General features: G+C 69.8%; 20 protein-coding genes and 1 pseudogene. 12 read left to right on the top strand and 9 right to left on the bottom strand.

Going from position 1 to position 22,176, the window contains the following annotated elements:
• Positions 1 to 53: 53 nt before the first annotated feature.
• Positions 54 to 2,027: a hypothetical protein gene (locus ACFYP5_RS02575; RefSeq protein ID WP_389029551.1), complete on the bottom strand. Its 1,974-nt coding sequence runs from the start codon at positions 2,025 to 2,027 to the stop codon at positions 54 to 56.
• A 416-nt stretch (positions 2,028 to 2,443) separates the two neighbouring features.
• Between ACFYP5_RS02575 and ACFYP5_RS02570 the strand changes: the two genes are divergently transcribed.
• The 4 genes from ACFYP5_RS02570 to ACFYP5_RS02555 all read left to right on the top strand — a co-directional run bounded on the left by ACFYP5_RS02570 (position 2,444) and on the right by ACFYP5_RS02555 (position 5,797).
• Positions 2,444 to 3,880 carry a polymorphic toxin-type HINT domain-containing protein gene (locus tag ACFYP5_RS02570; protein WP_389029548.1) on the top strand — a complete coding sequence of 479 codons (1,437 nt, stop codon included), beginning with the start codon at positions 2,444 to 2,446 and terminating at the stop codon, positions 3,878 to 3,880.
• Positions 3,880 to 4,269: a hypothetical protein gene (locus ACFYP5_RS02565; protein WP_389029545.1), complete on the top strand. Its 390-nt coding sequence runs from the start codon at positions 3,880 to 3,882 to the stop codon at positions 4,267 to 4,269. The genes ACFYP5_RS02570 and ACFYP5_RS02565 overlap by 1 nt, the downstream gene beginning before the upstream one ends.
• A 168-nt stretch (positions 4,270 to 4,437) precedes the next feature.
• Entirely contained in the window at positions 4,438 to 4,836 is a 399-nt protein-coding gene (locus ACFYP5_RS02560; RefSeq protein WP_389029543.1) for a hypothetical protein, read from the top strand.
• Between the two features lie 181 nt (positions 4,837 to 5,017).
• On the top strand, positions 5,018 to 5,797 hold the full coding sequence (locus ACFYP5_RS02555) for a hypothetical protein (RefSeq protein ID WP_389029540.1): 780 nt from the start codon (positions 5,018 to 5,020) through the stop codon (positions 5,795 to 5,797).
• Positions 5,798 to 5,806: 9 nt separating this feature from the next.
• Here the strand turns inward: ACFYP5_RS02555 and ACFYP5_RS02550 are convergent, their stop codons facing one another.
• Positions 5,807 to 6,178 carry a DUF192 domain-containing protein gene (locus ACFYP5_RS02550; protein ID WP_389029537.1) on the bottom strand — a complete coding sequence of 124 codons (372 nt, stop codon included), beginning with the start codon at positions 6,176 to 6,178 and terminating at the stop codon, positions 5,807 to 5,809.
• A 113-nt stretch (positions 6,179 to 6,291) separates the two neighbouring features.
• Between ACFYP5_RS02550 and ACFYP5_RS02545 the strand changes: the two genes are divergently transcribed.
• The 3 genes and pseudogenes from ACFYP5_RS02545 (at position 6,292) to ACFYP5_RS02535 (ending at position 7,956) form a co-directional block, all read left to right on the top strand.
• Entirely contained in the window at positions 6,292 to 7,176 is an 885-nt protein-coding gene (locus ACFYP5_RS02545; protein WP_389030704.1) for a prepilin peptidase, read from the top strand.
• A gap of 67 nt (positions 7,177 to 7,243) precedes the next feature.
• Positions 7,244 to 7,402: pseudogene (locus ACFYP5_RS02540) on the top strand (SAM-dependent methyltransferase); the annotation flags it as partial.
• A gap of 95 nt (positions 7,403 to 7,497) precedes the next feature.
• Entirely contained in the window at positions 7,498 to 7,956 is a 459-nt protein-coding gene (locus tag ACFYP5_RS02535) for a hypothetical protein (RefSeq protein ID WP_389029534.1), read from the top strand.
• Between the two features lie 29 nt (positions 7,957 to 7,985).
• On the opposite strand, the gene ACFYP5_RS02530 is transcribed toward ACFYP5_RS02535, so the two are convergent.
• Together ACFYP5_RS02530 and mgrA are read right to left on the bottom strand one after the other, a co-directional pair.
• Positions 7,986 to 9,140, bottom strand: a complete 1,155-nt coding sequence (locus ACFYP5_RS02530) for a winged helix DNA-binding domain-containing protein (RefSeq protein ID WP_389029531.1) — start codon at positions 9,138 to 9,140, stop codon at positions 7,986 to 7,988.
• A gap of 602 nt (positions 9,141 to 9,742) precedes the next feature.
• Entirely contained in the window at positions 9,743 to 10,783 is a 1,041-nt protein-coding gene (gene mgrA, locus ACFYP5_RS02525) for an L-glyceraldehyde 3-phosphate reductase (RefSeq protein ID WP_389029528.1), read from the bottom strand.
• Positions 10,784 to 10,982: 199 nt separating this feature from the next.
• Here mgrA and ACFYP5_RS02520 point away from each other — a divergent pair, with 199 nt between their 5' ends.
• The 4 genes from ACFYP5_RS02520 to ACFYP5_RS02505 all read left to right on the top strand — a co-directional run bounded on the left by ACFYP5_RS02520 (position 10,983) and on the right by ACFYP5_RS02505 (position 16,188).
• Complete coding sequence (locus ACFYP5_RS02520; protein ID WP_030914966.1) at positions 10,983 to 11,744, top strand: isoprenyl transferase; 762 nt, start codon at positions 10,983 to 10,985, stop codon at positions 11,742 to 11,744.
• Between the two features lie 478 nt (positions 11,745 to 12,222).
• Positions 12,223 to 13,545, top strand: a complete 1,323-nt coding sequence (locus ACFYP5_RS02515; RefSeq protein WP_313938949.1) for a PhoH family protein — start codon at positions 12,223 to 12,225, stop codon at positions 13,543 to 13,545.
• A 390-nt stretch (positions 13,546 to 13,935) separates the two neighbouring features.
• On the top strand, positions 13,936 to 14,637 hold the full coding sequence (locus ACFYP5_RS02510) for a transglycosylase SLT domain-containing protein (protein WP_352300890.1): 702 nt from the start codon (positions 13,936 to 13,938) through the stop codon (positions 14,635 to 14,637).
• Positions 14,638 to 14,778: 141 nt separating this feature from the next.
• Positions 14,779 to 16,188 carry an AI-2E family transporter gene (locus tag ACFYP5_RS02505; protein ID WP_389029525.1) on the top strand — a complete coding sequence of 470 codons (1,410 nt, stop codon included), beginning with the start codon at positions 14,779 to 14,781 and terminating at the stop codon, positions 16,186 to 16,188.
• Positions 16,189 to 16,278: 90 nt separating this feature from the next.
• Here the strand turns inward: ACFYP5_RS02505 and ACFYP5_RS02500 are convergent, their stop codons facing one another.
• A complete protein-coding gene (locus tag ACFYP5_RS02500; RefSeq protein ID WP_389029522.1) occupies positions 16,279 to 16,815 on the bottom strand; it encodes an alkyl hydroperoxide reductase in 537 nt (178 codons plus the stop codon).
• Positions 16,816 to 16,827: 12 nt separating this feature from the next.
• Positions 16,828 to 17,382, bottom strand: coding sequence for a peroxiredoxin (locus ACFYP5_RS02495; RefSeq protein ID WP_389029518.1), 555 nt, complete (start codon positions 17,380 to 17,382; stop codon positions 16,828 to 16,830).
• A 131-nt stretch (positions 17,383 to 17,513) separates the two neighbouring features.
• On the opposite strand from ACFYP5_RS02495, the gene ACFYP5_RS02490 reads away from it, so the two are divergent.
• Positions 17,514 to 18,482 (top strand): hydrogen peroxide-inducible genes activator, encoded by a 969-nt coding sequence (locus ACFYP5_RS02490; protein ID WP_389029515.1) that lies wholly within the window; start codon positions 17,514 to 17,516, stop codon positions 18,480 to 18,482.
• A gap of 47 nt (positions 18,483 to 18,529) precedes the next feature.
• Here the strand turns inward: ACFYP5_RS02490 and ACFYP5_RS02485 are convergent, their stop codons facing one another.
• Genes ACFYP5_RS02485 through ACFYP5_RS02475 form a run of 3 tightly spaced genes read right to left on the bottom strand, consistent with a single transcriptional unit; the run spans position 18,530 to position 22,121 of the window.
• Complete coding sequence (locus ACFYP5_RS02485) at positions 18,530 to 20,917, bottom strand: ABC transporter permease (protein WP_389029512.1); 2,388 nt, start codon at positions 20,915 to 20,917, stop codon at positions 18,530 to 18,532.
• Entirely contained in the window at positions 20,914 to 21,600 is a 687-nt protein-coding gene (locus ACFYP5_RS02480) for an ABC transporter ATP-binding protein (protein ID WP_389029509.1), read from the bottom strand. Before ACFYP5_RS02480 ends, ACFYP5_RS02485 begins: the two co-directional genes overlap by 4 nt.
• Positions 21,597 to 22,121, bottom strand: coding sequence for a helix-turn-helix transcriptional regulator (locus tag ACFYP5_RS02475; protein ID WP_389029506.1), 525 nt, complete (start codon positions 22,119 to 22,121; stop codon positions 21,597 to 21,599). The genes ACFYP5_RS02480 and ACFYP5_RS02475 overlap by 4 nt, the downstream gene beginning before the upstream one ends.
• Positions 22,122 to 22,176: the final 55 nt, after the last annotated feature.

Genomic DNA, 22,176 nt, shown 5'->3' with positions numbered 1-22,176 from the left:
ATCGCCTCTCGTCGTGCGTGGTGCCGGGTGGTGCCACCGGTGCCGCGGGGTGCTCAATTCGCGCAGTAGCTGTACGGGAGGAAGCTGCGCTTGTCGCCCTGCGGAGCTCCGAGGAACTGCGCGTCCGTCAGTGTCTCCTTCTTGTGCTCGTCCGAGATGGAGAATCCGAGACTCATGCCGAGCGAGACCTCGAAGCCGAACTCCTGGGCGTCCGTCTCGCCGTGGTACTGCATGGTGCTCGACAGGCCGTCCTGGAACATCATCTGGTCGAAGGGGTCCGTCCCGTCGGGCTTCTGCTGCAGCGACTTGTCGCCGAACATGTACTCGAACGGCGCGGTGTTGTTGCCGCTGCCGTCCAGCCACTTCTCGGCGATGGCCCGCTTGTCCTCGGTGGCCTTGTCGTCGTCCTTGCCGAAGATGATCGAGTTCGTCTGGACCTCGATGCCGGTTTCGCCGGAGGAGTCGGTGACGCTGCCCTTGCCGCCGCGCTTGTCACCGTCCTTCTTGCCGTTGTCGCCCTTGGCCTCGCCCTTGTCGGACGTCGAGCCCGTCTCGACCGTCTTCGTCATGTCGATGCGGACGATCTTGCCGGTCTTCTGGTCACGGGTGACGGTGATCGCCCCGGTGCGGGTGTCCTTCGCGCCGGCCGTGCCGGTGAGCGGTCCCGCCGTGCCGCCGACCTTCCCCTCGAGTTCGAGCTTGGCGGTGTACGTGTACGACTCGTTGCCGTTCACGTCGTCCTTGGTGATGGTCACGTCGGGGGAGAACTTGGCCTTGCCGCCCAGCTTGGCGCCGAGCTTGGACTCGTCGCCCGCGCTGATGTTGAGACCGCCGTCGGCGTACACGTTGAGACCGATGGTCGAGTAGGAGATCTTCTTGTCGCCGATCTTCTTCTCGACGTCCTCCTTCTTCTCGGCCCACTTCATGCCCGAGTACCAGCCGCCGCCGTAGCCGCCGCTGTACTTGGTCGAGGTCTCCCACATCTTCATTTCCTCGATGTCGTCCCGCATCTTCTTGGCGTCCTCCTCGCTCTTGAAGACCCAGGTATCACCGTTGGTGATCTTGATGCCGCCGCCGACGTCGACATCCGCCTTGCCGAGCTTGCCGAGCTTGACGCCGGGCGTACTGCCGCTGGCGCCGACGGACGCGGCGTCCGTGAACGTCATGTAGACCAGCTTGTCGTTCTCGTCGACCTTGCCGTCCTCGTTCACATCCGTCTTGGCCTGGCTGACCTTCTGCTGGAAGCCGTACTCGTTGCCCCACTCGAACCAGCCGATCTTCACCTTGTCGCCGACGGTGTCGGAGACGCTGGAGACCTGGCACAGCTTGGGCTCGTAGTCGGCATCGGTCTTCGGCTTCGCGGTCGGGTCCCCGCCGCCCGTCGTGCATCCGGCGCTCCCGCCGCCCATCGAACTGATCGCACACCGGATCCGGTCGCCGATCTGCCCGCCGACACCCGCCATCGCCATCGCGCCGATCAAGGTGACGACGAGGACGATCACCCCGAGGTACTCCATGGCGGTCGCACCGCCGTCGCGCCAGGTGTACGAGTTCGGCGCGGCGGGCTCCGGCTCGTCGGCCTCCAGCAGCCGGTCGACGGCCAGCCCCACGGCCGAGCCGGTGACCAGTACCACCACCGGCATCAGCACGCCCTCGACACCGACGACATGCCACGAGACGTAGAGGCCGTACGCGAGCCCGACGACCGGAACACCCAGAGTGGCGAGCAGATACAGGACACGGGACTCGCGTTGCTCGTCGGGCAGGAGGCGGGCGGCGGCCAGGGTGGCGAGGAGGGTGGTGATGACGCTGGGCACATGCAGCAGTGCCAGCCGCCAGGTGAAGACCTGGAGCCGCTCATCGGTGGCGAGCGTCTCGACCAGTCCACGCGTCACCAGGATCCCGGCGAAGACGTAGACGAGGGCGCCGACGGCCCAACTGCGCGTCAGGGGAAAGAACACACCCCCGCCGCGCTCCCGCGGTATGTGGCCCCCGCTTCCGCTTCTCCAGCCGCCGCCACTTCTCACGGTCTTCCCCTCCGCCACTGACTCGCACTGCCTGCCCGCCCCGCTGCTGAACCTCGGGTGTGGCGTGAGCGTACGGGCGGACGGCCCGGATGACCTGGGCCCATGGCCCCAAGTTCGGGCCCAAGTCCGGCGCGGGGAGCGCTGGGTGACAGGTGACCGGGTGGATGGGCGTCGGCGTGGGCCCGGGCAGCCGGCTCGGCCGGTCCGGGAATCGCTGCCGGATGGGGGTCTCAGGTGGGTGCTCATTGGGGTCCGGGGACCCAAGACGGTTGCACCGCACGCTCGTTAGCGTCGAAACCATGTCACATCTGGGGGAGTTGCGTCGTCGGATCCGACGGTGGTCACGGGGTTCCCGGCCGCGTACGGATGTCCGGTTGCTGGGTCTGCGCCGCCGGCACGACCGAGGGCAGGGGGCCTTGGAGTACCTGGGCCTGGTCCTGGTGGCCGGGGCGATTGTCGGCGCCCTGGTGGCGACGGGGATCGGTGCGGAGCTCACCGAGAAGATCGGTGCGCAGGTCTGCCGGATCGGGGGCGGCGGGAACTGCGGTGGTGACGCGGACACCGAGGCCCGGGACGGCGGTTCGGGCAAGCCCGGCACAGGGGATCCGGCGTCGGACCGCGACGACGACGGTACGCCGAAGACGCCGACGCAGGTCGACTACGACAAGGCGTTGAAGGAGCTCCAGGACGCCCAGAAGGAAGAGACGTCCAACTCGGACAAGGCGAAGGAAGCCGCGAAGGAACTCGCGAAGATCCTCGCCGACGAGCTCGGGATCACCGACGCACTGAACTGCATCACCAAGGGCGACATGGGCGCCTGCACGGAAACACTGATAAACGTCCTGCTCAGCCTGATCGGAGGAGCCGTCGGGAAGCTGGGCGCGAAGTACGGCGCCCCATGGAAGTGGAAGAAGGCCTACAAGCTCATCAAGAGCTTGAAGAAGCACGGTGGCGACCTCTACGACGCCCTCAAGGGCCTGGTCAAGAACAGAAAGAAGGTCAAGGAAGCCGAGAAGAAGCTCGAGGACGCCCGGAAGAAGCTCGACGACGCGAAGAGGGACCCGCCGAAGAAGGACGACAAGCCCGACGAGAAGAAGCCGGACGAGAACCCGAACTGCAAGGTCAAGCACAGCTTCCTGCCGGGAACACGGGTGCTGCTCGCCGATGGGCGGACCGTCCCCATCGAATCGGTGCGGACCGGCGACCGGATCCGGGCCACCGACCCGTACAGCGACCGCACCCAGGGCCGGCGGGTCGAGCGCACGATCACGACGTACGACGACAAGGACTTCACCCGGCTGACGTTCCGGACCGCCGGCGGACCCGCGGTGATCACCGCGACCGGCACGCACCCCTTCTGGTCGGTCGGCCCGCGGCGCTGGGTGGATGCGGACGACATCACGCCCGGTACGAAGCTGCGGACCGCGGACGGCTCCGTGCTCGCCGTCTCGGCCGTCTCCCGGTACAGCCGGCGGCAGACCACGTACGACCTGACCGTCAACGGCATCCATACGTACTATGTGCTGGCAGGCGGCGCCCCCGTCCTGGTGCACAACAACTCGTGGTGCACCGACGAGGAACGCCTCGAGGATGCCGACGACATCGCCAAGGGGCACGCGGACAGCAAGCACGCGGGCGACTTCCCCGGCCTGTCGACCGACGATCTCGCCGAACTCGCCAAGGACGTGATCAAGAATCCGTCGCGGACCAAGGACCTGGGCAGCGGCCGGAAGGCGTTCCTCGGCAAGGACGGCACGACCATCGTGATCCACGATCCAATGAGCCCGGACGGCGGAACCATCTTCCGGCGGGACCCGGCGAAGCTCGAAGAGTACTGGGAAGGGCTGAACTGATGTCGGCAGGCGAAGTGGCGGCGAGCGAACTGTTCACGGGGGCCGAGACCGAACTCCTGCGGCGGGCGCTCCTGGAATGGGGCGGCCCGGCTCACTGCAGCGATCAGCTCGCCGTCGGTATGGGCTTCGCGGACGAGCAGGATCTGGTCGACCAGTGCGGCAGGCTGCGGGGCGCACTCGCCGACGACGCCCCGCTCGCACCGGTGGACTGGGCGCGGACCCTGCTGGCCGTGGAGATCGTGTTCGTCAGCGACCTCGCCGGCACCGGCGTCGAATGGCGGACGACCACGGGACTCGGTGACGAGCCGACCATCATGCTGCTGCGGTCGATCCAGCGGAAGCTCGCCAGGACGGTCAAGCCCTACTACGGGAAGCGCCCGAGCGAATGACGACGGTCCGGCCTCGTCCCCGGCCTTGGGTCCCCGCTTGAGCCCTGGGACCCAAGACGGGGTCCGGGGCGGGTCGCTAGCGTCGTGCCCCGGAAGTGTTCATGGCCCGCCCGCCCCCGCGCACGGACAGCGACCGCGGGGGCGGGCGCGGGACCGGAAGGTGGACGGGTGAGGACTCGCTTACAGACGGCGGAGCAGCTTGCGCTGACCGAGGAGGAGTCCCGGCTCCTGCAGCAGGGCCTGGTCGAGTGGAGCGGCCCGGCGCGCTGCACGGAGGAGTTCGCGGTGGCCATGGGCTTCGACGACGCGGCCGACCTGAACCGGAGGGGAGCCAGGATCCGTACGGCGCTGGCGGCGAAGGAACCCCTGGAGCCGATGGACTGGGCGCGGGCGCTGCTCGCCACGGAGCTGGCGTTCGCCAGCGAGGTGGTCGGCTCGGGCTACGAGTGGTCCACGACGACCGGCTGGTCCGACGACACGACCGTGAAGGTCCTGCGCTCCACGCAACTGAAGCTGATCCGCACGGTGTCGCCGCTCGTCGGCCGCGGCCTGGGCACCCGGCCCTGAGGGCTGTCGGATCACGCCGGGCCCGCGGGACACGCGCCCTGATCCGTGCTGATCCGAATGAATGGCCCGGAACTTGCGTGGTGTGACTGCTAGTTGGGCCCGTGGGCCCACGCACCCGCCGTCGCCCGGTTGTTAGCGTGCCGGACAGGGGAACGTGGCCCATGGCCAGGAACGGGGAACGATGAAGGCTCGTACAGCAGTGATGGCGGCGACGACAGCGGCGCTCTGCCTCGCGGCCGTGTCCTGCGGCCCGTCCGGCGGCGACTCCTCCCACGGCAAGGACAGCGGCAGGGCGAGCAGTCCGTCGAGCGCGATGCCGTCCGGCGACGACGCCTCGCCCCCGCCCCCGGCGCCCTCCCCGAGCACGCTGCCGGCCGGCACCGGCAAAGTGCTCACCGAGGCGGAGCTGACCGAGGCCGCCCTGGCCACCGGCGACGTGGCCGACTACGAGGTCACCCCCCTGCAGGGCAGCCAGGACACCGGCACGGAAAAGGCCGAGAGCCAGGCCTGTCGGCCCCTGGCCGCCGTGATCAACGGTGCTCCCGAACCCGCCGCGACCGCCACCGTCTTCCGTACCGTCATGGACAGATCGGAGGAGGGGAAGGACGACCAGACCGTCGTCACCGAGATTCTCACCTCCCACCCGAAGGGCGGGGCCCAGCAGGTGCTGCGCGACGTCCGGGACGCGGTGCAGGCCTGTGCGGGCGGGTTCAGGACTTCGAGTGACGAGGGGCCGTCCACGTACAGCAAGGTCGAGCTGCTGGATGCGCCGCGGGCGGGCGAGGAGAGCATCGCCTACCAGGTGACGGGGAACATCGAGGGCGACAAGGTGCCACTGGTCTTCCAGCTCGTACGGAGAGGCTCGACGGTCGTCACGTTCTACGTCGCCGACTTCGTCGACGCGACGACTCCGCAACTCCCGGCGGAAGTGGTCACCGCGCAGCTGGCCAAACTCCCCTGATTTGTTGCTTCAGTCGGCCTGGTCGATCTGCACCTGCACACCCGGCCGCAGTCCCCACTTCTCCATCGTCCCGCCCGCCGACTCGAGCACATGACGGGACCGCAGCCGCACCATCCCGAGCCGCCCCGGCTTCATCGTGTGGACCGCCACGACGTTGAACTTCCGGTCCAGGTAGGCCACATCGATCGTGAACCGCATCCCGAACGTGTGCACACTCCCGCACGGGGTGATCATCAGTGCCCCGTCGATCCCGTCCTGCCCGAGAAGCCCCTTCGACCGGGCCCGGTACGAGGCGGCGATCCGGAGCGGTATCTCCAGCCCCGGTCCCCCCTCCCGGTCCCCGAGCGTCAACGTCCCGTCGCCATTACGCCATTGACCCATGGCGACGACGGTAGCGCCCGGTGACCGCCACTGGGCCCGAAACGCCGCGCAGTGGGCCCCAGGGCCCATGACCCCGTGCGCGTTGCCCGCCTAGGGTCGGTTCCGTGTACGTCATGCTGACAGGCGTCGCCGCGCTCTGGGGCGCCGCGACCGGACTGCTGGTCCCGCGCGCCGCCTACCGGTTCTCCGTCGAACCGGAGGAGGCATGGCGGGACACCTGCCCCGCGGGCCACCCCTTCCGGGGGGGGGCCCGCGGCTGGCTCGGCTCGACGCGGTGCGCGGCGTGTGCCGCGGGTGCGGCGGGTACGACTGCGCAGTCGAGCACGGCCGCGGTAGCGGCCCCACCCGAGGAGCGCGCCGAGCCCAACGAGCCCGTCGAGACCGCCGGGTCGGCGGACACGAGCACGCGGGAGGACGACGGCCGGGAGGGGGACCCCGGTGCCGAACCGGCCGCGCGTTACGCCCCCGCCGTCCTTGCCCCCGTCGCCACCGCCGTCGGCTGCGCCGCCCTCGCCGCGGCCACCGGGCTCAGGCCCGAGCTTGCCGTCTGGCTGCTCCTCGCCCCCGTCGCCGTGCTCCTCGCCACCATCGACCGCCGCGTCCACCGGCTGCCCGACCAGCTGACGCTGCCGCTCGCCGGTGCGGCCGTCGTACTGCTGGGTGGCGCGGCGCTGCTTCCGGAGCATGCCGGCTCGTGGCTGTCCGCCCTGTTCGGCGGCCTCGCCCTCGGCGGCTTCTACTTCCTGCTCTTCCTGATCAACCCGAACGGGATGGGCTTCGGCGACGTCAAGCTCGCCCTGTCGCTGGGAGTGGCTCTCGGCTGGTACGGGTGGGCGGTCGTCTTCGCGGGCGGCTTCGCCGGGTTCGTACTCGGTGCGGTGTACGGGTTCGGGCTGGTGATCCTGCGGCGGGCAGGGCGTAGGACGGGCATCCCGTTCGGGCCCTTCATGATCGCGGGCGCGCTGCTCGGGATACTGTTCGGCGGCCTCGCGGCCTGACCCGCGCCGGGGCCACGGAACTCGGTCGCGCGTGCGCGCGCGGATGACACCGTCCCCGCACGCCGGGTACATCCGACGGAAGGTGATCTGGACGGTGCCCGGCTTCACGGTCGAGCAGTACCGGCCGGAACCGGCCGCCCTGCACCGCCTCATCGAGACCGAGGGGCCGTTCGTCGCGCACACCACCCGCTTCCTGATCGAGGCCCGCAAGCCGCAGTGGGCGTAAACCTGGTGACGCTCGCTGTGTCACCACTCTCCCTTCACCGGCGTACGCCCAAAATGGTGCGACCCTGGGCGGTGAGCGCACGGGGAAGGAAGGCCATGAGGGTGGAGAACGACGAGGACGCCTTCCGCAGCACGCGGCAGGGCAATGCCGAATGGCTCAGAGGGGCGCGGATCGTCGGTGTCCTCGGCCTCTTCTACCGGCCGGAGGGACGGATGGGGGAACCGGAGGCAGTCGAGTTCCTGCTCTCCGACAGCCAGTCGTTGCTCCTGACCTGTGCCTCCGACTGGACCCTGCACATCGGCCCCGGAACCTGGCCACGCCTGCCCGAGTGGTGCGTACCCGCCGGCCAGTGGGAGTTCGCTGCCCTGCCGCACCTGCCGGAACCGCCCGACGGCGGCTGGACGGTCACCCGCACGGAGGAGCTCCGGGACGAGCGCGGCGAGGTGCACCAGGCCGTCATCCGGTGCGAGGGCGGACGCTTCGTGGTCATCGGCGGGGACACGGTCGCGATCCGCTACACCCGCGGCCACCGCGGCGCGGAAGCGACGACCTGAGCACACGAGCGACCACTGCCGGGCGGACGCTATGCGTGGGGCCCCACAGTCACCTTCCCGACCGTCAGTTCCGGCTTCCCCTCCAGCACCAGGCCCACCCGTTCCACCTGCTCCTCCAGACCCCGCAGCTGCCCGGCTGTGAGCGGGGACAGCGGCTCCACGGTCACCGCGATCCGGCGGCCCGAGCGGCGCTGGTGCCAGACCCCGGCGACCGTGCCGTCGATCAGCAGTACCGGGTGGTTCCCCGCCTGGCCGCCTGCCAGCGCGCGGGCGTACGCGGCACCCGGGAAGAGCTTCTCGCGGGGCTGCGACGCGATGGCGAACGCATCGAAGTAGGGGAGCAGCCGCACCCCGCGCGCCGGCCCGGCGGGGAAGCGGGTGTCGCCGGCCACCAGCCAGGCCGGCCCGACACCTTCGTGCGTCACCTCTTCGATCGCTCCGGCACCGGCCTGCTCCGCAAAGACCGATTTCGCCCAACTGTTGGGCGCGGCAAGCCATTTGGCGAAGTGCTGCGGTGTGGCGGGACCGTACGCGTACAGGTAGCGGTGTACGAGCCCGGCCAGCGCCTCCGGGCCGTCGAGCGGGGTGGCGCCCGGGTTCGTGTACGTGACCTTGCGGCCGCGGTCGGGGGCGAAGCACAGCACACCGCGGTGGCCCGCGAGATGCATCACCTGCCGCCAGCGCGGCCACATGCCCTGGAACGCGGGCACCACCAGGTCCCCGGCCCACGGCCCGGTGCGGGCGATCACCGCGTCGGAGAGCTCGTCGATCGTCAGCTCGGCCCCCGTCAGCGCGTCGCCGACCGCCGCGAGAACCTCCTCGGTCTGATCCGCGGTCATCCGGGCGTCCTTGCGGAACGGGCCTGTCCCGGCCGGGACCGCGGACAACGCACCGGTCCACAAAGGCAGTTCGGCCGCCGGTAGCAGATGTACGGTGCCGCGCGGCCCATGCGTCCTGACCAGGGCGCGGTCGCCCCACAGCGTCTTGCGTACGTCGGTACGCGTAGCGCCCGCCAGCCGCAGCCCCACGGACAGCTCGGCGGCGGACGGCACCTGTGCATGGGCGCCGAGCATCGCCGCCACGGCACGGTCGGGGGAGGAGGCCATCGGAGCGGCGAGGCCCTGGCGTTCGATCCGGCGCGCGTTCGCCTCGGCCCAGGTCACGGTCGCGGTTCGTGTCGTCATGATGCGGAAACTAGCGGCTCATCAGGTCGGGGCGCGTCCCATATGTGGTCCATGACCTCCGCGAGACGCACAGCTGCGGTCCTCGCCGGCGCGACGGTGCCCGTCCTGGCCACGGCCCTTCGTGGGTGGCGGGAAGGAGAGGGCCGAGGAGGGCGCCGGCCGCCGCCGAGGGGCGTCGACCGTACGGGCGCTCACGACAACGCCCACGCCCTGCGCCGAAGTGAGCCACCGCCGACCGGGTGAAGGCCGGCCCGGACCGAGCGGATCGAGGCGCCGCTCACTCCGATGGCCCAGCGCCCGCACACCACTGAGTCCTGGTGCCCTGGGGGTCCGGGACCGGGATGTGCCCGTCCGGCGTCAAGGTGGCGCCCCCGGCCGTCCGCCCACTTCGCGCCCTCTTCCCGGCCCCGGAATCCGTGCCCGGTACGGAGTCCCGCGTATTCGGAGAGTAATTATGGAGCGGCGTGGCACGCAGCATCACTTACGAAGGGTTATGGTGGAAACCCCCCCTCGGGCCGGTCCGTATCCCCCCCCACGGACCGGCCCGTTTTTTGTGGGCAGGTGGTGCGGGTCCCGGGCGGGACCCGTGAAAACCGGACCGATCAGCCCCGTCCGGCCCAGATGTTGGTGCCCGCGGTGTCCACGGCGAAGGTGTCGATCTCCTTCAACTCCTCGGCGGACAGCGCCGGTCCGGCAAGCGCCGCGACGTTCTCCTCGAGCTGCTGCACACTCGACGCGCCGATCAGGGCGGATGTCATACGGCTGTCCCGCAGCACCCAGTTGAGTGCCAGCTGGGCGAGGGACTGTCCGCGCCGCTGGGCGATGTCGTTCAGCCCGTTCAGCCGACGGACCACCTCGTCCGAGAGCAGATCCGGGCTGAGGGACTTGCCCTGGGTCGCGCGCGAACCCTCCGGGATGCCGTGCAGGTACTTGTTGGTGAGCAGGCCCTGGGCGAGCGGCACGAAGGAGATGCAGCCCATGCCGGCCGCCTCCAGCGTGTCCAGCAGTCCGTCGTCCTCCGTCCAGCGGTTGATCATCGAGTAGGACGGCTGGTGGATCAGGGCGGGCACACCCATCTGCTTGAGCAGCCGGGCGGCCTCGGCGGTCTGCTCCGAGTTGTAGGAGGACACACCCACGTACAGCGCCTTGCCCTGCTGCACGGCGGAGGCCAGCGCACCCATCGTCTCCTCGAGCGGGGTGTCCGGATCGAAGCGGTGCGAGTAGAAGATGTCGACGTAATCCAGCCCCATCCGCTTCAGCGAGGCGTCCAGCGACGACAGCAGGTACTTGCGGGAGCCCCACTCCCCGTACGGGCCGGGGTGCATGTCATAGCCGGCCTTGGTCGAAATGACCAGTTCGTCGCGGTACGGGGCGAAGTCCTGGCGGAAGAGCTTTCCGAAATTGAGCTCGGCGGAGCCGGGCGGCGGGCCGTAGTTGTTGGCCAGGTCGAAGTGGGTCACACCGAGGTCGAAGGCGCGGCGCAGAATCGCCCGCTGGGAGTCCAGTGTGCGGTCGTCGCCGAAGTTGTGCCACAGGCCGAGCGAGACGGCGGGGAGCTTGAGACCGCTGCGGCCGGTCCGGCGGTACTCCATCGAGTCGTAGCGCGAACCGGCAGCCCGGTAGGAGGAAGAAGAATCAGTCACGTTTCCCTCCTTATCACGTACTTGTGACAGACCAGGTTGGGCCGGTGCGGCGCCTGCGCAGTAATGTGGCGACGTCGGGGACTGCCACGGCACGGCGGAGCGATGGCTCCGCGGACTTGTGCGGCGATCCCCAGGGGGACGACCCCGGACCCCGGGCAATGGGGCGGGCGGGCCCGCACAGAACCGAGAGGTGAACTCAGTGAACTTGCGCGACCTGGTGTACAGGCTCTACGCGCGCCGGGTGGAGGCCCGCCTCGATCACACCCAGGTGCCCAAGCACATCGGTGTCATCCTCGACGGCAACCGGCGCTGGGCGAAGGCGTCCGGCGGCACGGCCGCGCAGGGGCACCAGGCCGGTGCGGACAAGATCCAGGAGCTGCTCGGCTGGTGCAGTGAGACCGATGTCGAGGTGGTCACCCTGTGGCTGCTCTCCACGGACAACTTCGACCGGCCCGCGTCCGAGCTGACCCCGCTCCTCGGCATCATCGAGAACACCGTGCGCGACCTGGCGGCCGACGGCCGGTGGCGCGTCCACCACGTCGGCACGCTGGACCTGCTGCCCGCGCACACCCAGACCGTCCTCAAGGAGGCCGAGCAGGCCACGGTCGGCGTCGACGGAATACTGGTCAACGTCGCCGTCGGCTACGGCGGGCGGCAGGAGATCGCGGACGCGGTGCGCTCGCTGCTGCTCGACCACTCGTCCAAGGGGACGTCCTTCGAGGACCTCGCGGAGATCGTCTCCACGGACCTGATCTCCGAGCACCTGTACACGCGGGGTCAGCCGGATCCGGACCTGGTGATCCGCACGAGCGGTGAGCAGCGGCTGTCCGGCTTCATGCTCTGGCAGAGCGCGCACTCCGAGTACTACTTCTGCGAAGTCTTCTGGCCGGCCTTCCGCAAGGTCGACTTCCTTCGCGCGCTGCGCGACTACGCGGCCCGAGGCCGCCGCTTCGGCGGCTGACGCCGCCGCGCCTCCCGGCCCAGCCTGTCCGGCGTCCGAGGACGGAACCCCGGGGCGGGTGGGCCCGGACCCGTGCCCCCCGGGGCACCGCTTCCGGCACGCCCGCGCCCCTGCGCAACGGTTCCGGCCTCAAGTGCCGGACAGACTCACATCGTGGCCCGGACCTGTGCGGTCGGGCGCATCACTTCCGGCTCACCCGCCCGCCACGTGGCGGCATGGCTTCGCGTGTTCGAGGGAATACCCCTGTCAGGTCGACGTCCGGTCAAAAACCAGGCGGACGTCGTGTCCAAGTGAGTGGCATCGAGTCCGCTCGCCCGGGAGGCCCTTTGCACACGAAGGACCGTACATACAGTGCGGCCGACGCGGAGGGCCGGCGCTCGGCCCGCGCAAGGTGGCCGCAGCCCGGTCCGTCCTCTCCCTTTGGGATGCTCCGCGACGCCGTCGCAGCCCAACCTCGTCCGAGGGGGTACGTCCTTCCGTGGTGACCAGCACAAAGCGCCGCATGCCCGACAGGCGCACCTATGTTCTCGACACCAGCGTCCTGCTGGCCGATCCGAACGCCATGGCCCGCTTCGACGAGCACGAAGTCGTGCTCCCGATCGTCGTGGTCACGGAACTGGAGGCCAAACGCCACCATCCGGAGCTCGGCTACTTCGCCCGGCAGGCCCTGCGCCTGCTGGACGACTTCCGCGTCCGGTACGGCAGGCTCGACGCCCCCATCCCGCTCGGGGATCTCGGCGGAACGCTGCGCGTCGAACTCAACCATTCCGATCCCGGCGTACTGCCCGCCGGCTACCGGTTGGGGGACAACGACTCACGGATTCTCGCGGTCGCGCGCAACCTCCAGGCCGAGGGGTACGACGTCACGGTCGTCTCCAAGGACCTGCCGCTGCGCATCAAGGCATCGTCGGTCGGCCTCCTCGCTGAGGAGTACCGCGCGGAACTCGCCATCACCGACTCCGGCTGGACGGGGATGGCCGAACTTCCCCTATCGGCCGAACAGGTGGATCTGCTCTTCGGAGAGGAGACGCTGTACGTCCCCGAGGTCGCCGAGCTGCCCGTGCACACCGGACTGGTCCTGCAGTCCGAGCGGGGCAAGGCGCTCGGCCGGGTCACGGCCGAGGGCAATGTGCGCCTCGTCCGCGGCGACCGGGAGGCCTTCGGGATCCACGGCCGCAGCGCCGAGCAGCGCATCGCCCTGGATCTGCTGCTCGACCAGGACGTCGGCATCGTGTCGCTCGGCGGCCGGGCCGGTACCGGAAAGTCGGCGCTGGCGCTCTGCGCCGGTCTCGAAGCCGTGCTGGAGCGCAGGCAGCACCAGAAGGTGATGGTCTTCCGGCCGCTGTACGCGGTCGGCGGGCAGGAGCTCGGCTATCTCCCCGGCACCGAGGCCGAGAAGATGAGCCCCTGGGCGCAGGCCGTCTTCGACACGCTGTCGGCGGTCGCCGGGCGCGAGGTGATCGAGGAGGTACTGGGGCGCGGGATGCTGGAGGTCCTGCCGCTCACCCACATCCGGGGCCGGTCGCTCCACGACGCCTTCGTGATCGTCGACGAGGCCCAGTCGCTCGAACGCAACGTCCTGCTGACCGTGTTGTCCAGGATCGGGTCGAATTCCCGGGTTGTGCTCACGCATGACGTGGCCCAACGGGACAACCTCCGGGTCGGCCGGTACGACGGAGTCGTCGCCGTGGTCGAGAAGCTGAAGGGCCACCCGCTCTTCGCGCACGTCACGCTCACCCGCTCCGAGCGTTCGCAGATCGCCGCACTGGTGACCGAAATGCTGGAGGAAGGCCAGATCTGATACTGGTTGCGACAGTTGATGCCGCCCGGCGAGCCAAGGAGCTTAGCCGGGCGGCATCACGTTGCGGCGCCATTTCCGCGAAACACCTGAGCCAAACGGGGTGTGAGCTTTCACACGCAACGGAGAATTGCTTAGCGGCGGCCAGTTCCGGCAGAGTCTTGCTTCCGTCAGGCCCCGCATACGGCACACCCGCACCTCCAGAGGTGCCACGCACCACACAACTCAACAATCGCCGTCCGTATGCCGCCCGCGAGCACCACGCGGCACTCCCCCAGGGGAGCTGCCCACCGGGCCCGTGCCTCCCGTGACCCAAGCAGTAGGGAGGCCAGTGTCAGGGGCACGATTGCGCCTGCGAGGTCACCTAAGCGGGCGATGCTGGAAGGACACCGTGTGAGCCGGATCTCGGTCCGGGGGTTCGCCGTGGCATCTGCCACTGCGGTCACCACCGTCGGCGCCGTCGTAGGCGTTGCTTCGGGCAGCACTCCCGCTGTCGACGACAACAACTTCGAGGCGACCGCAGCCGACACGACGCTGCTCGCCGACATCCCCGCAGGCCAGCAGGCCCAGGTGCAGACCGCCTCGCTGACGCAGCAGGCCGACGCCCAGGCGTCCGCCGCCGACGCGGCGGCGAAGAAGTCTGTCGAGGAAGCAGCCCGCATTCAGGCCGCCAAGGACGCCAAGTCGAAGAAGCAGGCGGCCGAGGACAAGCTGGAGCGGGAGCGTCAGGCCAAGGAGGACGCCGAGCGCGCCAGCCGTTCCGAGGTCCGCAGCGCCTCCGCGTTCGCCACGCAGAGCTCGTACACCGTGGCCGAAGTCCAGGCGATGGCCCGCCAGATGATCCCCAGTGACCAGTTCCAGTGCTTCAGCAACATCGTGAACCACGAGTCGAGCTGGAACTACCGGGCGACCAACGCCGGTTCCGGTGCCTACGGTCTGGTCCAGGCGCTGCCCGGCTCCAAGATGGCATCCGCGGGCGCCGACTGGCAGACCAACCCGGCCACCCAGATCAAGTGGGGCCTCAACTACATGGACAGCCGCTACGGCAGCCCGTGCGGTGCCTGGTCCTTCTGGCAGGCGAACAGCTGGTACTAGAAATCGGAACCTTCCGGGGTTCTGGTCTCAACCTTGCGAAGCCCCTCACCGTCCTACGGTGAGGGGCTTCGCGCGTGTACCGTCGTCCGAACGACTCCGGGGGGAGTGGTGGGGAGCGAACTCGCGGGAAAAGGAACGTATATGTCGAAACTGCCAGGATGGCTCGGTCGACTGGGCGCTGAACTGACCGAACTCGGCGAGCGCCTGGAGGAACGCCGAGCCGCGGCGGAGGCCGAGGCGGACCGGGACGCGGACGCCGAGCCGGCGATCCCGGCCGCCGCCACCGACCACGCTGCCGCCACGGCCGAGCATGTGCCGCCACCGCCCGCATACGCCCCGTCCGTCGCCGCCCGGCCCGACCCGGTCGCGGCGATCCCCTGGGGGATGCGCGTCGCGGCCGAGGCCGGCTGGCGGCTGCTCGTCCTGGCGGGCACGCTCTGGGTGCTGATGCGCGTCATCAGTGCCGTACAGCTGGTGGTGCTCGCGTTCGTCGCCGCGCTGCTCGTCACCGCGATGCTGCAGCCGACCGTCGCCCGGCTGAGGCGCTACGGGCTGCCGCGCGGCGTGGCCACCGCCGTCACGGCGATCCTGGGCTTCGTCATCATGGGCCTGGTCGGCTGGTTCGTCGTCTGGCAGGTCATGGACAACCTCGACACCCTCTCCGACAAGGTTCGGGACGGTATCGACGAGTTGAAGCGCTGGCTGCTCGACAGCCCCTTCCACGTCACCGAGCAGCAGATCAACGATGTCGCGAAGAACCTCAGCGACACCATCGGCACCAACACCGAAGAGATAACCTCCGCCGGGCTCCAAGGCGTCACCGTGATGGTGGAGGTCCTCACCGGGATACTGCTGGCGATGTTCTCGACGCTGTTCCTGCTGTACGACGGGAAGCGCATCTGGCAGTGGGTGCTCAAGCTCGTACCCGCCCAGGCCCGGCCGGGTGTCGCGGGCGCCGGGCCACGCGCCTGGCGGACGCTGACCGCCTATGTGCGCGGCACGGTGCTGGTCGCCATGATCGACGCGATCTTCATCGGGCTCGGGATCTGGTTCCTCGACGTCCCGATGGCGGTGCCCCTCGCCGTCTTCATCTTCCTCTTCGCCTTCATCCCGCTGGTCGGCGCAGTGGTCTCCGGAGCGCTCGCGGTCGTCGTCGCGCTGGTCACCGAGGGCGTGTTCACCGCGCTGATGGTGCTGGTGGTGGTGCTGGCCGTGCAGCAGATCGAGGGGCATGTGCTGCAGCCGTTCATCCTCGGCCGCGCGGTACGCGTGCACCCGCTCGCCGTCGTCCTCTCGGTGGCCGCGGGCGGCATGGTCGCGGGGATCGGCGGTGCGGTCGTCGCGGTGCCGCTGGTCGCGGTCACCAATACGGTGGTCGGCTATCTGCGGGCGTTCGGGCAGGAAGCCGCCCTTCGCCACGCACCGCAGCCCCGCGGGTCCACGGCGATCGGGGCGGCCGCTACCCCGGCCCCGGCCCCGGCTCTGCCTCCGGCGCCGGAGGCACCGCCCGCGGGTGAGGACGAAGGGGAAGAGAAGCCGCCGGCGCAGTGAGGCGGAGAGCGCAGTGAGGCGGAACGATAAGAAGGGCCCCGTGGACGGTCGGTCGTCCTCGGGGCCCTTCTCGTATCAGGGGTACTGCAGTCACTGCTCGGCGAGCACGGCCTCGGCATCGAGGGTCACGCCGACCGCCTGGATCACCGAGGCGATCTTGAAGGCTTCCTGAATGGTCTCACGGTCCACGCCGGCCTTGCGCAGCACCTGCTCGTGGGAGTCCAGGCACTGGCCGCAGCCGTTGATCGCGGAGACGGCGAGCGACCACAGTTCGAAGTCGATCTTCTCCACGCCCGGCTTGCCGATGACGTTCATCCGCAGGCCCGCACGGAGCGTCCCGTATTCGGGGTCCGACAGCAGGTGCCGGGTCCGGTAGAAGACGTTGTTCATCGCCATGACGGCGGCGGCCGACTTCGCCGCGGTGTACGCCTCGGCAGAGAGGTTGGCCTTGGCCTCCGGCTCCAGCTCGCGAAGCACCTTCGGCGAGCGCGAGGCGATCGCGCAGGCGAGGACGGTGCCCCAGAGCTGCTGCTGCGGGAGTTCGCTGTTCCCGATGACCGAACCGAGGTTCAGCTTCAGGTCCTTGGCGAAGTCCGGGACGGCGGCCTTCAGTTCGTCGAGTGCCATGTCGGTGTCAGCTCACTCGCCCGAGAGGAGCGCGACCGGGTCCAGGGTGTTCTCGCCCTTGGTCCAGTTGCACGGGCACAGCTCGTCGGTCTGCAGGGCGTCGAGGACCCGGAGGACCTCCTTGGGGTTACGGCCCACGGAACCGGCGGTCACCATCGTGAACTGGATCTCGTTGTTCGGGTCGACGATGAAGACGGCGCGCTGCGCGAAGCCGTCCTCGCCCTCGATGCCGAGGCCACGCATGAGCTCGTGCTTCGAGTCGGCCATCATCGGGAAGGGCAGGTCGGTCAGGTCCGGGTGGTCCTTGCGCCAGGCGTGGTGCACGAACTCGGAGTCGCCGGAGAAGCCGAGGATCTGGGCGTCACGGTCGGCGAACTCGTCGTTCAGCTTGCCGAAGGCGGCGATCTCGGTGGGGCACACGAAAGTGAAGTCCTTGGGCCACGCGAAGACGATTTTCCACTGACCCTCGTAGGTCTTGTGGTTGATCTGCTCGAACTCCTTGCCGCTCTCCAGCGAGACACAAGCAGTCAGGTCGAACTGGGGGAACTTGTCACCGACAGTGAGCACGCGCTCTCCTTGCAGCATAGGAATTCCCTTTTGCGGGATTTCCTGGGGGTTGGACGATGTCCACCTTGGCACAGAGTGCATTGATCGCGGAAATAGCTACACTCGGTCGTGATGATCGGAGGTGCCTATCAGTGGCGCAAGGCAACCAGGGCAGTCGACCCAAACAACCCAGTCTGTCGCAGCTGCGCGCGTTCGCGGCCGTGGCCGAGCATCTGCACTTCAGGGACGCGGCGGCCGCAATCGGGATGAGCCAGCCCGCGCTCTCCGGTGCCGTGTCGGCGCTGGAGGAGACACTCGGTGTCCAGCTCATCGAGCGTACGACGCGCAAGGTGCTGCTCTCGCCCGCCGGGGAGCGGCTGGCGGTGCGGGCCGGGGCGGTGCTGGAGGCCGTCGGTGAGCTGATGGAGGAGGCCGAGGCGGTCCGGGCACCGTTCACCGGAGTGCTCAGGCTCGGCGTGATTCCGACCGTCGCCCCGTACCTGCTGCCGACCGTGCTGCGGCTGGTCCACGATCGTTACCCGGAGCTCGACCTGCAGGTGCACGAGGAGCAGACGTCGTCGCTGCTGGAGGGGCTGGCCGCCGGCCGGCTGGACCTGCTGCTGCTCGCCGTGCCGCTGGGGGTGCCCCAGGTGACCGAACTTCCGCTCTTCGATGAGGACTTCGTGCTGGTCATGGAGCGCAGCCACTGGCTGGGCGGTCGCGCCGACATTCCGCGCGAGGCGCTGCGCGAGCTGCCGTTGCTGCTGCTCGACGAGGGGCACTGTCTGCGCGACCAGGCGCTGGACATCTGCCGGGAGGCGGGACGTACGGAGGGGGCGCCGGTGACCACGACCGCGGCCGGGCTCTCCACGCTGGTGCAGCTGGTCGCGGGCGGGCTCGGGGTGACGTTGCTGCCTCGTACCGCCGTCACCGTGGAGACGGCCCGCAACGATGCGCTGACCACCGGTTACTTCGCGGACCCCGCGCCGTCGCGGCGGGTGGCGCTGGGGATGCGGACCGGGGCGGCGCGGCACGGCGAGTTCGAGGAGTTCGCGGCGGCACTGCGTGAGGCGATGCGGGCGCTGCCGGTACGGCTGACGGCGGGCACGTCCCACGCGTGAAAGGGGTGCGGCCCCTCCTTGCGGAGGGACCGCACCCCTTGTGTCCGTCATTCCGTCCGCAGGCCGTCCGGTCGCATGAGCCGCCACAGCAGTGGCAGCGAGACCAGGGTGACCAGCAGGACCAGTGCGGTGCCCGCCCCCACCATCGGCAGGAACACCCACCAGTGGGTCACCTTTTTGGCGATCATCCTGATCATCACGGCGCCGAGCCCGAGCCCGCCCGCGACCGCCACCACCAGGCCGATGACCACCGGTACGGCGGTCTGCCAGAGCACCGACCAGCCGAGGGTGGTCCGCCGGGTGCCGAAGGCGACCAGGACCGACAGCAGGCGTCTGCGCTCCCGCAACTGTTCGAGCTGGGAGACCAGCATCGAGGCGGCGATCAGCAGCAGGGTGGCTGTGGCGCCGACCTGGAGGCTGGTCTGCACGCTGGCGTACTGCCGGTCACGCGTCACTGAATTCAGGGAGGCGACGTACATGCCGGGGTCGATCCTGGCCGCCGTGTTCCGTACGTACTCGGAGACGTCCGCGACGCTCTCGTCGACCTTGATCTGCGCGTTGACCGTCGCGCCGGGCAGCGTACTCGGGTCGACCGCGCCGACCGTGGCCATGATGCCCCAGTGGTCCTCCCCCATCGGATCGGGGCGGGAGACGACCGTCCGGGCGTCGGCGGGCAGGGTCCAGCGCACCGACCGCTTGCCGCCCGAGCCGGCCTCGACCTCTTTGCCCTTGCGGGCCGTCTCGTCCATCCAGGCTGCCATGCCCTTGTCGTTCCTGGGGTGGACGACGAAGGCGTCTCCCTCCTTGCAGGAGTCGATCCGGGCGAGTTCGCGCAGGGTCGCGCAGTCGCCGATGGACAGGGAGGTGGTGGGCCGGATGTCGCCCTCGTACTTCCCCGGCCGGGTGACGTACACCTCGACCGTGCCGATGACGGCCTGCACACCCTTGGTGGCCCGGAACTCCTTGATGGTGCGCGCGGCCGCGTCCCCGGTCACGTTCTCGGAGGAGGTCGTGAACTGGGCCCGCGAGGGATCCTGTCCCGTCATCCGGTTGAAGTCGTCTCCCACCGCCGCGAACAGCATCTGCAGCGCCACCGCGCCCGCCACCGCGACCGTGATGCCGCTGACCGCACGCGACGCCGCCCCGCTGCTCAGCTGCAGCCTGCGGGTCGCGAGCTGCCAGGGCACCGGGCCGCCGTGCAGCCGGTTCACACACGCCTCGACCAGCCAGGGCAGCAGCAGTGCGAGCCCCACCAGGACCAGCACGGCGCCGCACGCGATCGGATACGGATTGACCGGGGCGTACTTGTCGACCTTTCCGGTCAGTGCGAGTACCACCACCCCTGCCACGGGCATCAGCAGCCGCCACCAGAGCCGGCGCCTGTGGCTGCGACTGCTGCGTACGACGCCGAGCGGTTCGATCACCACCGAGCGCAGAGCGGTCAGGGTGACGAGCACTGCCGCCACCGGTACCGCCACCGCGATCAGCGCCGCCAGCCAGGGGGCGGGGACCAGATCGGCGGGGAAGGCGCTGACGTCCCACACCTCGACGGCGCCCACGAACTGACGTCCCACCAGGAAGAGCAGCAGGCCCGTCAGCAGTCCGAGCACCGCGCCGAAGAGCGCCTCACCGGCCGCGATCCGGCGGGTCGTCCGGATGTCCGCGCCGACCAGACGCAGCGCCGCGAGCCTGCGGTCGCGGCGGTCCCCGCCGAAGCGCACGGCTGTCGCGATGAAGATCGCGACCGGCACCAGCAGGACGACGCAGATCATGATGATCAGCACGATGAGGACGGGGGACAGCGGCTCGGACGGGTCCCGGGCGCCGTAGTCGGCCAGCCGGTGGCCGCCCGCGGCGGTGGTCAGCGTGGCGCTGCCGACGTAGAAGCGCAGTTCGCCCGGGGAGATCAGGCCCGGATCGGCGATGGTGCCGGTGATCCGGTACGGCAGCCGCTCCTTGAGGAGTCGGCCCTCCGGGGAGCCGAGCAGCTCCTTCAGGGCGGGCGAGACGACCATCTCGTCCGGGCCGGGGAAGCTCGCCACGCCGGGCGGAGTCACCGGGTGCGCCCCTTCCGGCCGCATCAGGAAGCCCTCGACGGAGCGGCCGCGGAACTCGGAGTCCGCGGTGATTCGCAGCACCGTGGAGTCCGACTTCGGGACGGTGTGGTCGCGTGAGACACGGGCCTCGGCGCGGGCCTGGTCGCGGGCGGAACGCTGATCGAGCAGATGCGGTACGGAGGCCGCGACCAGCAGCAGCGCCACGCCGAGTCCCACACCGACCGCGGTGAGCAGGGTGCGGGTCCAGCCCTCGCGCCCGCCGGAGGAGGCGAACCGGATGCCGAGGCCGAGATTGCGCAGCAGGCCGGTCGCCCGGGAGGGCGCGGTGGGCCGGAGTCCCTCGGCCGGCGGGACCGTCTTCCGGTCGAGCAGTGTCATGCGACGTGCTCCAGATCGCGGGCCCGGCCGTCGCGGACGGTGACGTCGCGGTCGGAGTAGGCGGCAACGCGGGCCTCGTGCGTCACCAGGACCACGGCGACGTCGGCGGATCGGGCGGCCTCGGTGAGCAGCTGCATCACCCGCTCGCCGTTGAGGGAGTCCAGGGCGCCGGTCGGCTCGTCCGCGAAGATCACCTTCGGGGAGGAGACCAGGGCTCGGGCGATGGCGACGCGCTGGCCCTGGCCGCCGGAGACCTCGCCGGGACGCTTGGCGCCGAGGTCGTCCACCTCGAGGCGCTCCATCCACTGCAGGGCGGTGCGCTCGGCGTCCTTGCGTTTGGCGCCGCTGAGGCGGAGGGGCAGGGCGACGTTCTCCACGCAGGTCAGCTCCGGGACGAGCTGTCCGAACTGGAAGACGAAGCCGAAGTCGCTGCGGCGCAGGGCGCTGCGTTCGGCGTCGGACATCGCGGAGAGTTCGCGGCCCGCGTAGCTGACCGTGCCGCTGTCGGGGGTGATGATGCCGGCGAGGCAGTGCAGCAGGGTCGACTTGCCGGAGCCGGAGGGGCCCAGTACGGCGACGACCTCGCCGGGGTGGACGGAGAACGAGGCGCCGTCCAGGGCGGGTGTCGAACCGTACGACTTGTGCAGGTCGCGGGCGACGAGGAGGGAGCCGGCGGGGATCATGCGACGACCTCGCCGGCGAGGCGGCCGAGCCGGGCGGCCGTCAGTTCCAGCCAGCGGAGGTCGGCCTCCAGGTGGAAGAGGGCGTGGTCGCAGATCAGCTGATCTGCCAGGTCGCCGCCGCGCTTGCGGTCGGTGAGGATGCGCATCAGGCGCAGGTGCTCGGTGCGCTGCGTGTCCAGGAGGGCTTCGGCGCTGCGGCCGGTGAGCAGGGCCAGGACGACCTTGGTGTACAGCGTCGACTGGAGGTACGGCTCCGGCTTCTCGGGCTGGGCGAGCCAGTCGGCGACGTCGGTGATACCGGCCTCGGTGATGGCGTACCGCTTGCGCTCGGGGCCGCCGCCGCTCTCTATGCCGTCGACCTCGACGAGGCCGTTCTTGAGGAGGCGGGACATGGTCGAGTAGACCTGGCCGTAGTGCAGGGGGCGGTCGTGGCCGAACTTCTCGTCGAATGTGCGCTTGAGGTCGTAGCCGTGGCGGGGGCCGGACTCGAGGAGCCCGAGGAGGGTGTGACCGATAGACATGCGCACACTATAAGCGCTGTGTATACCGTGTGTGTATACGCGGGTGGAGCAGTCC

Origin of the sequence: Streptomyces sp. NPDC005262 (assembly GCF_042872425.1) — a bacterium.
Lineage (GTDB): Bacteria > Actinomycetota > Actinomycetes > Streptomycetales > Streptomycetaceae > Streptomyces.
This window is presented reverse-complemented; position numbering and strand designations above follow the sequence as displayed.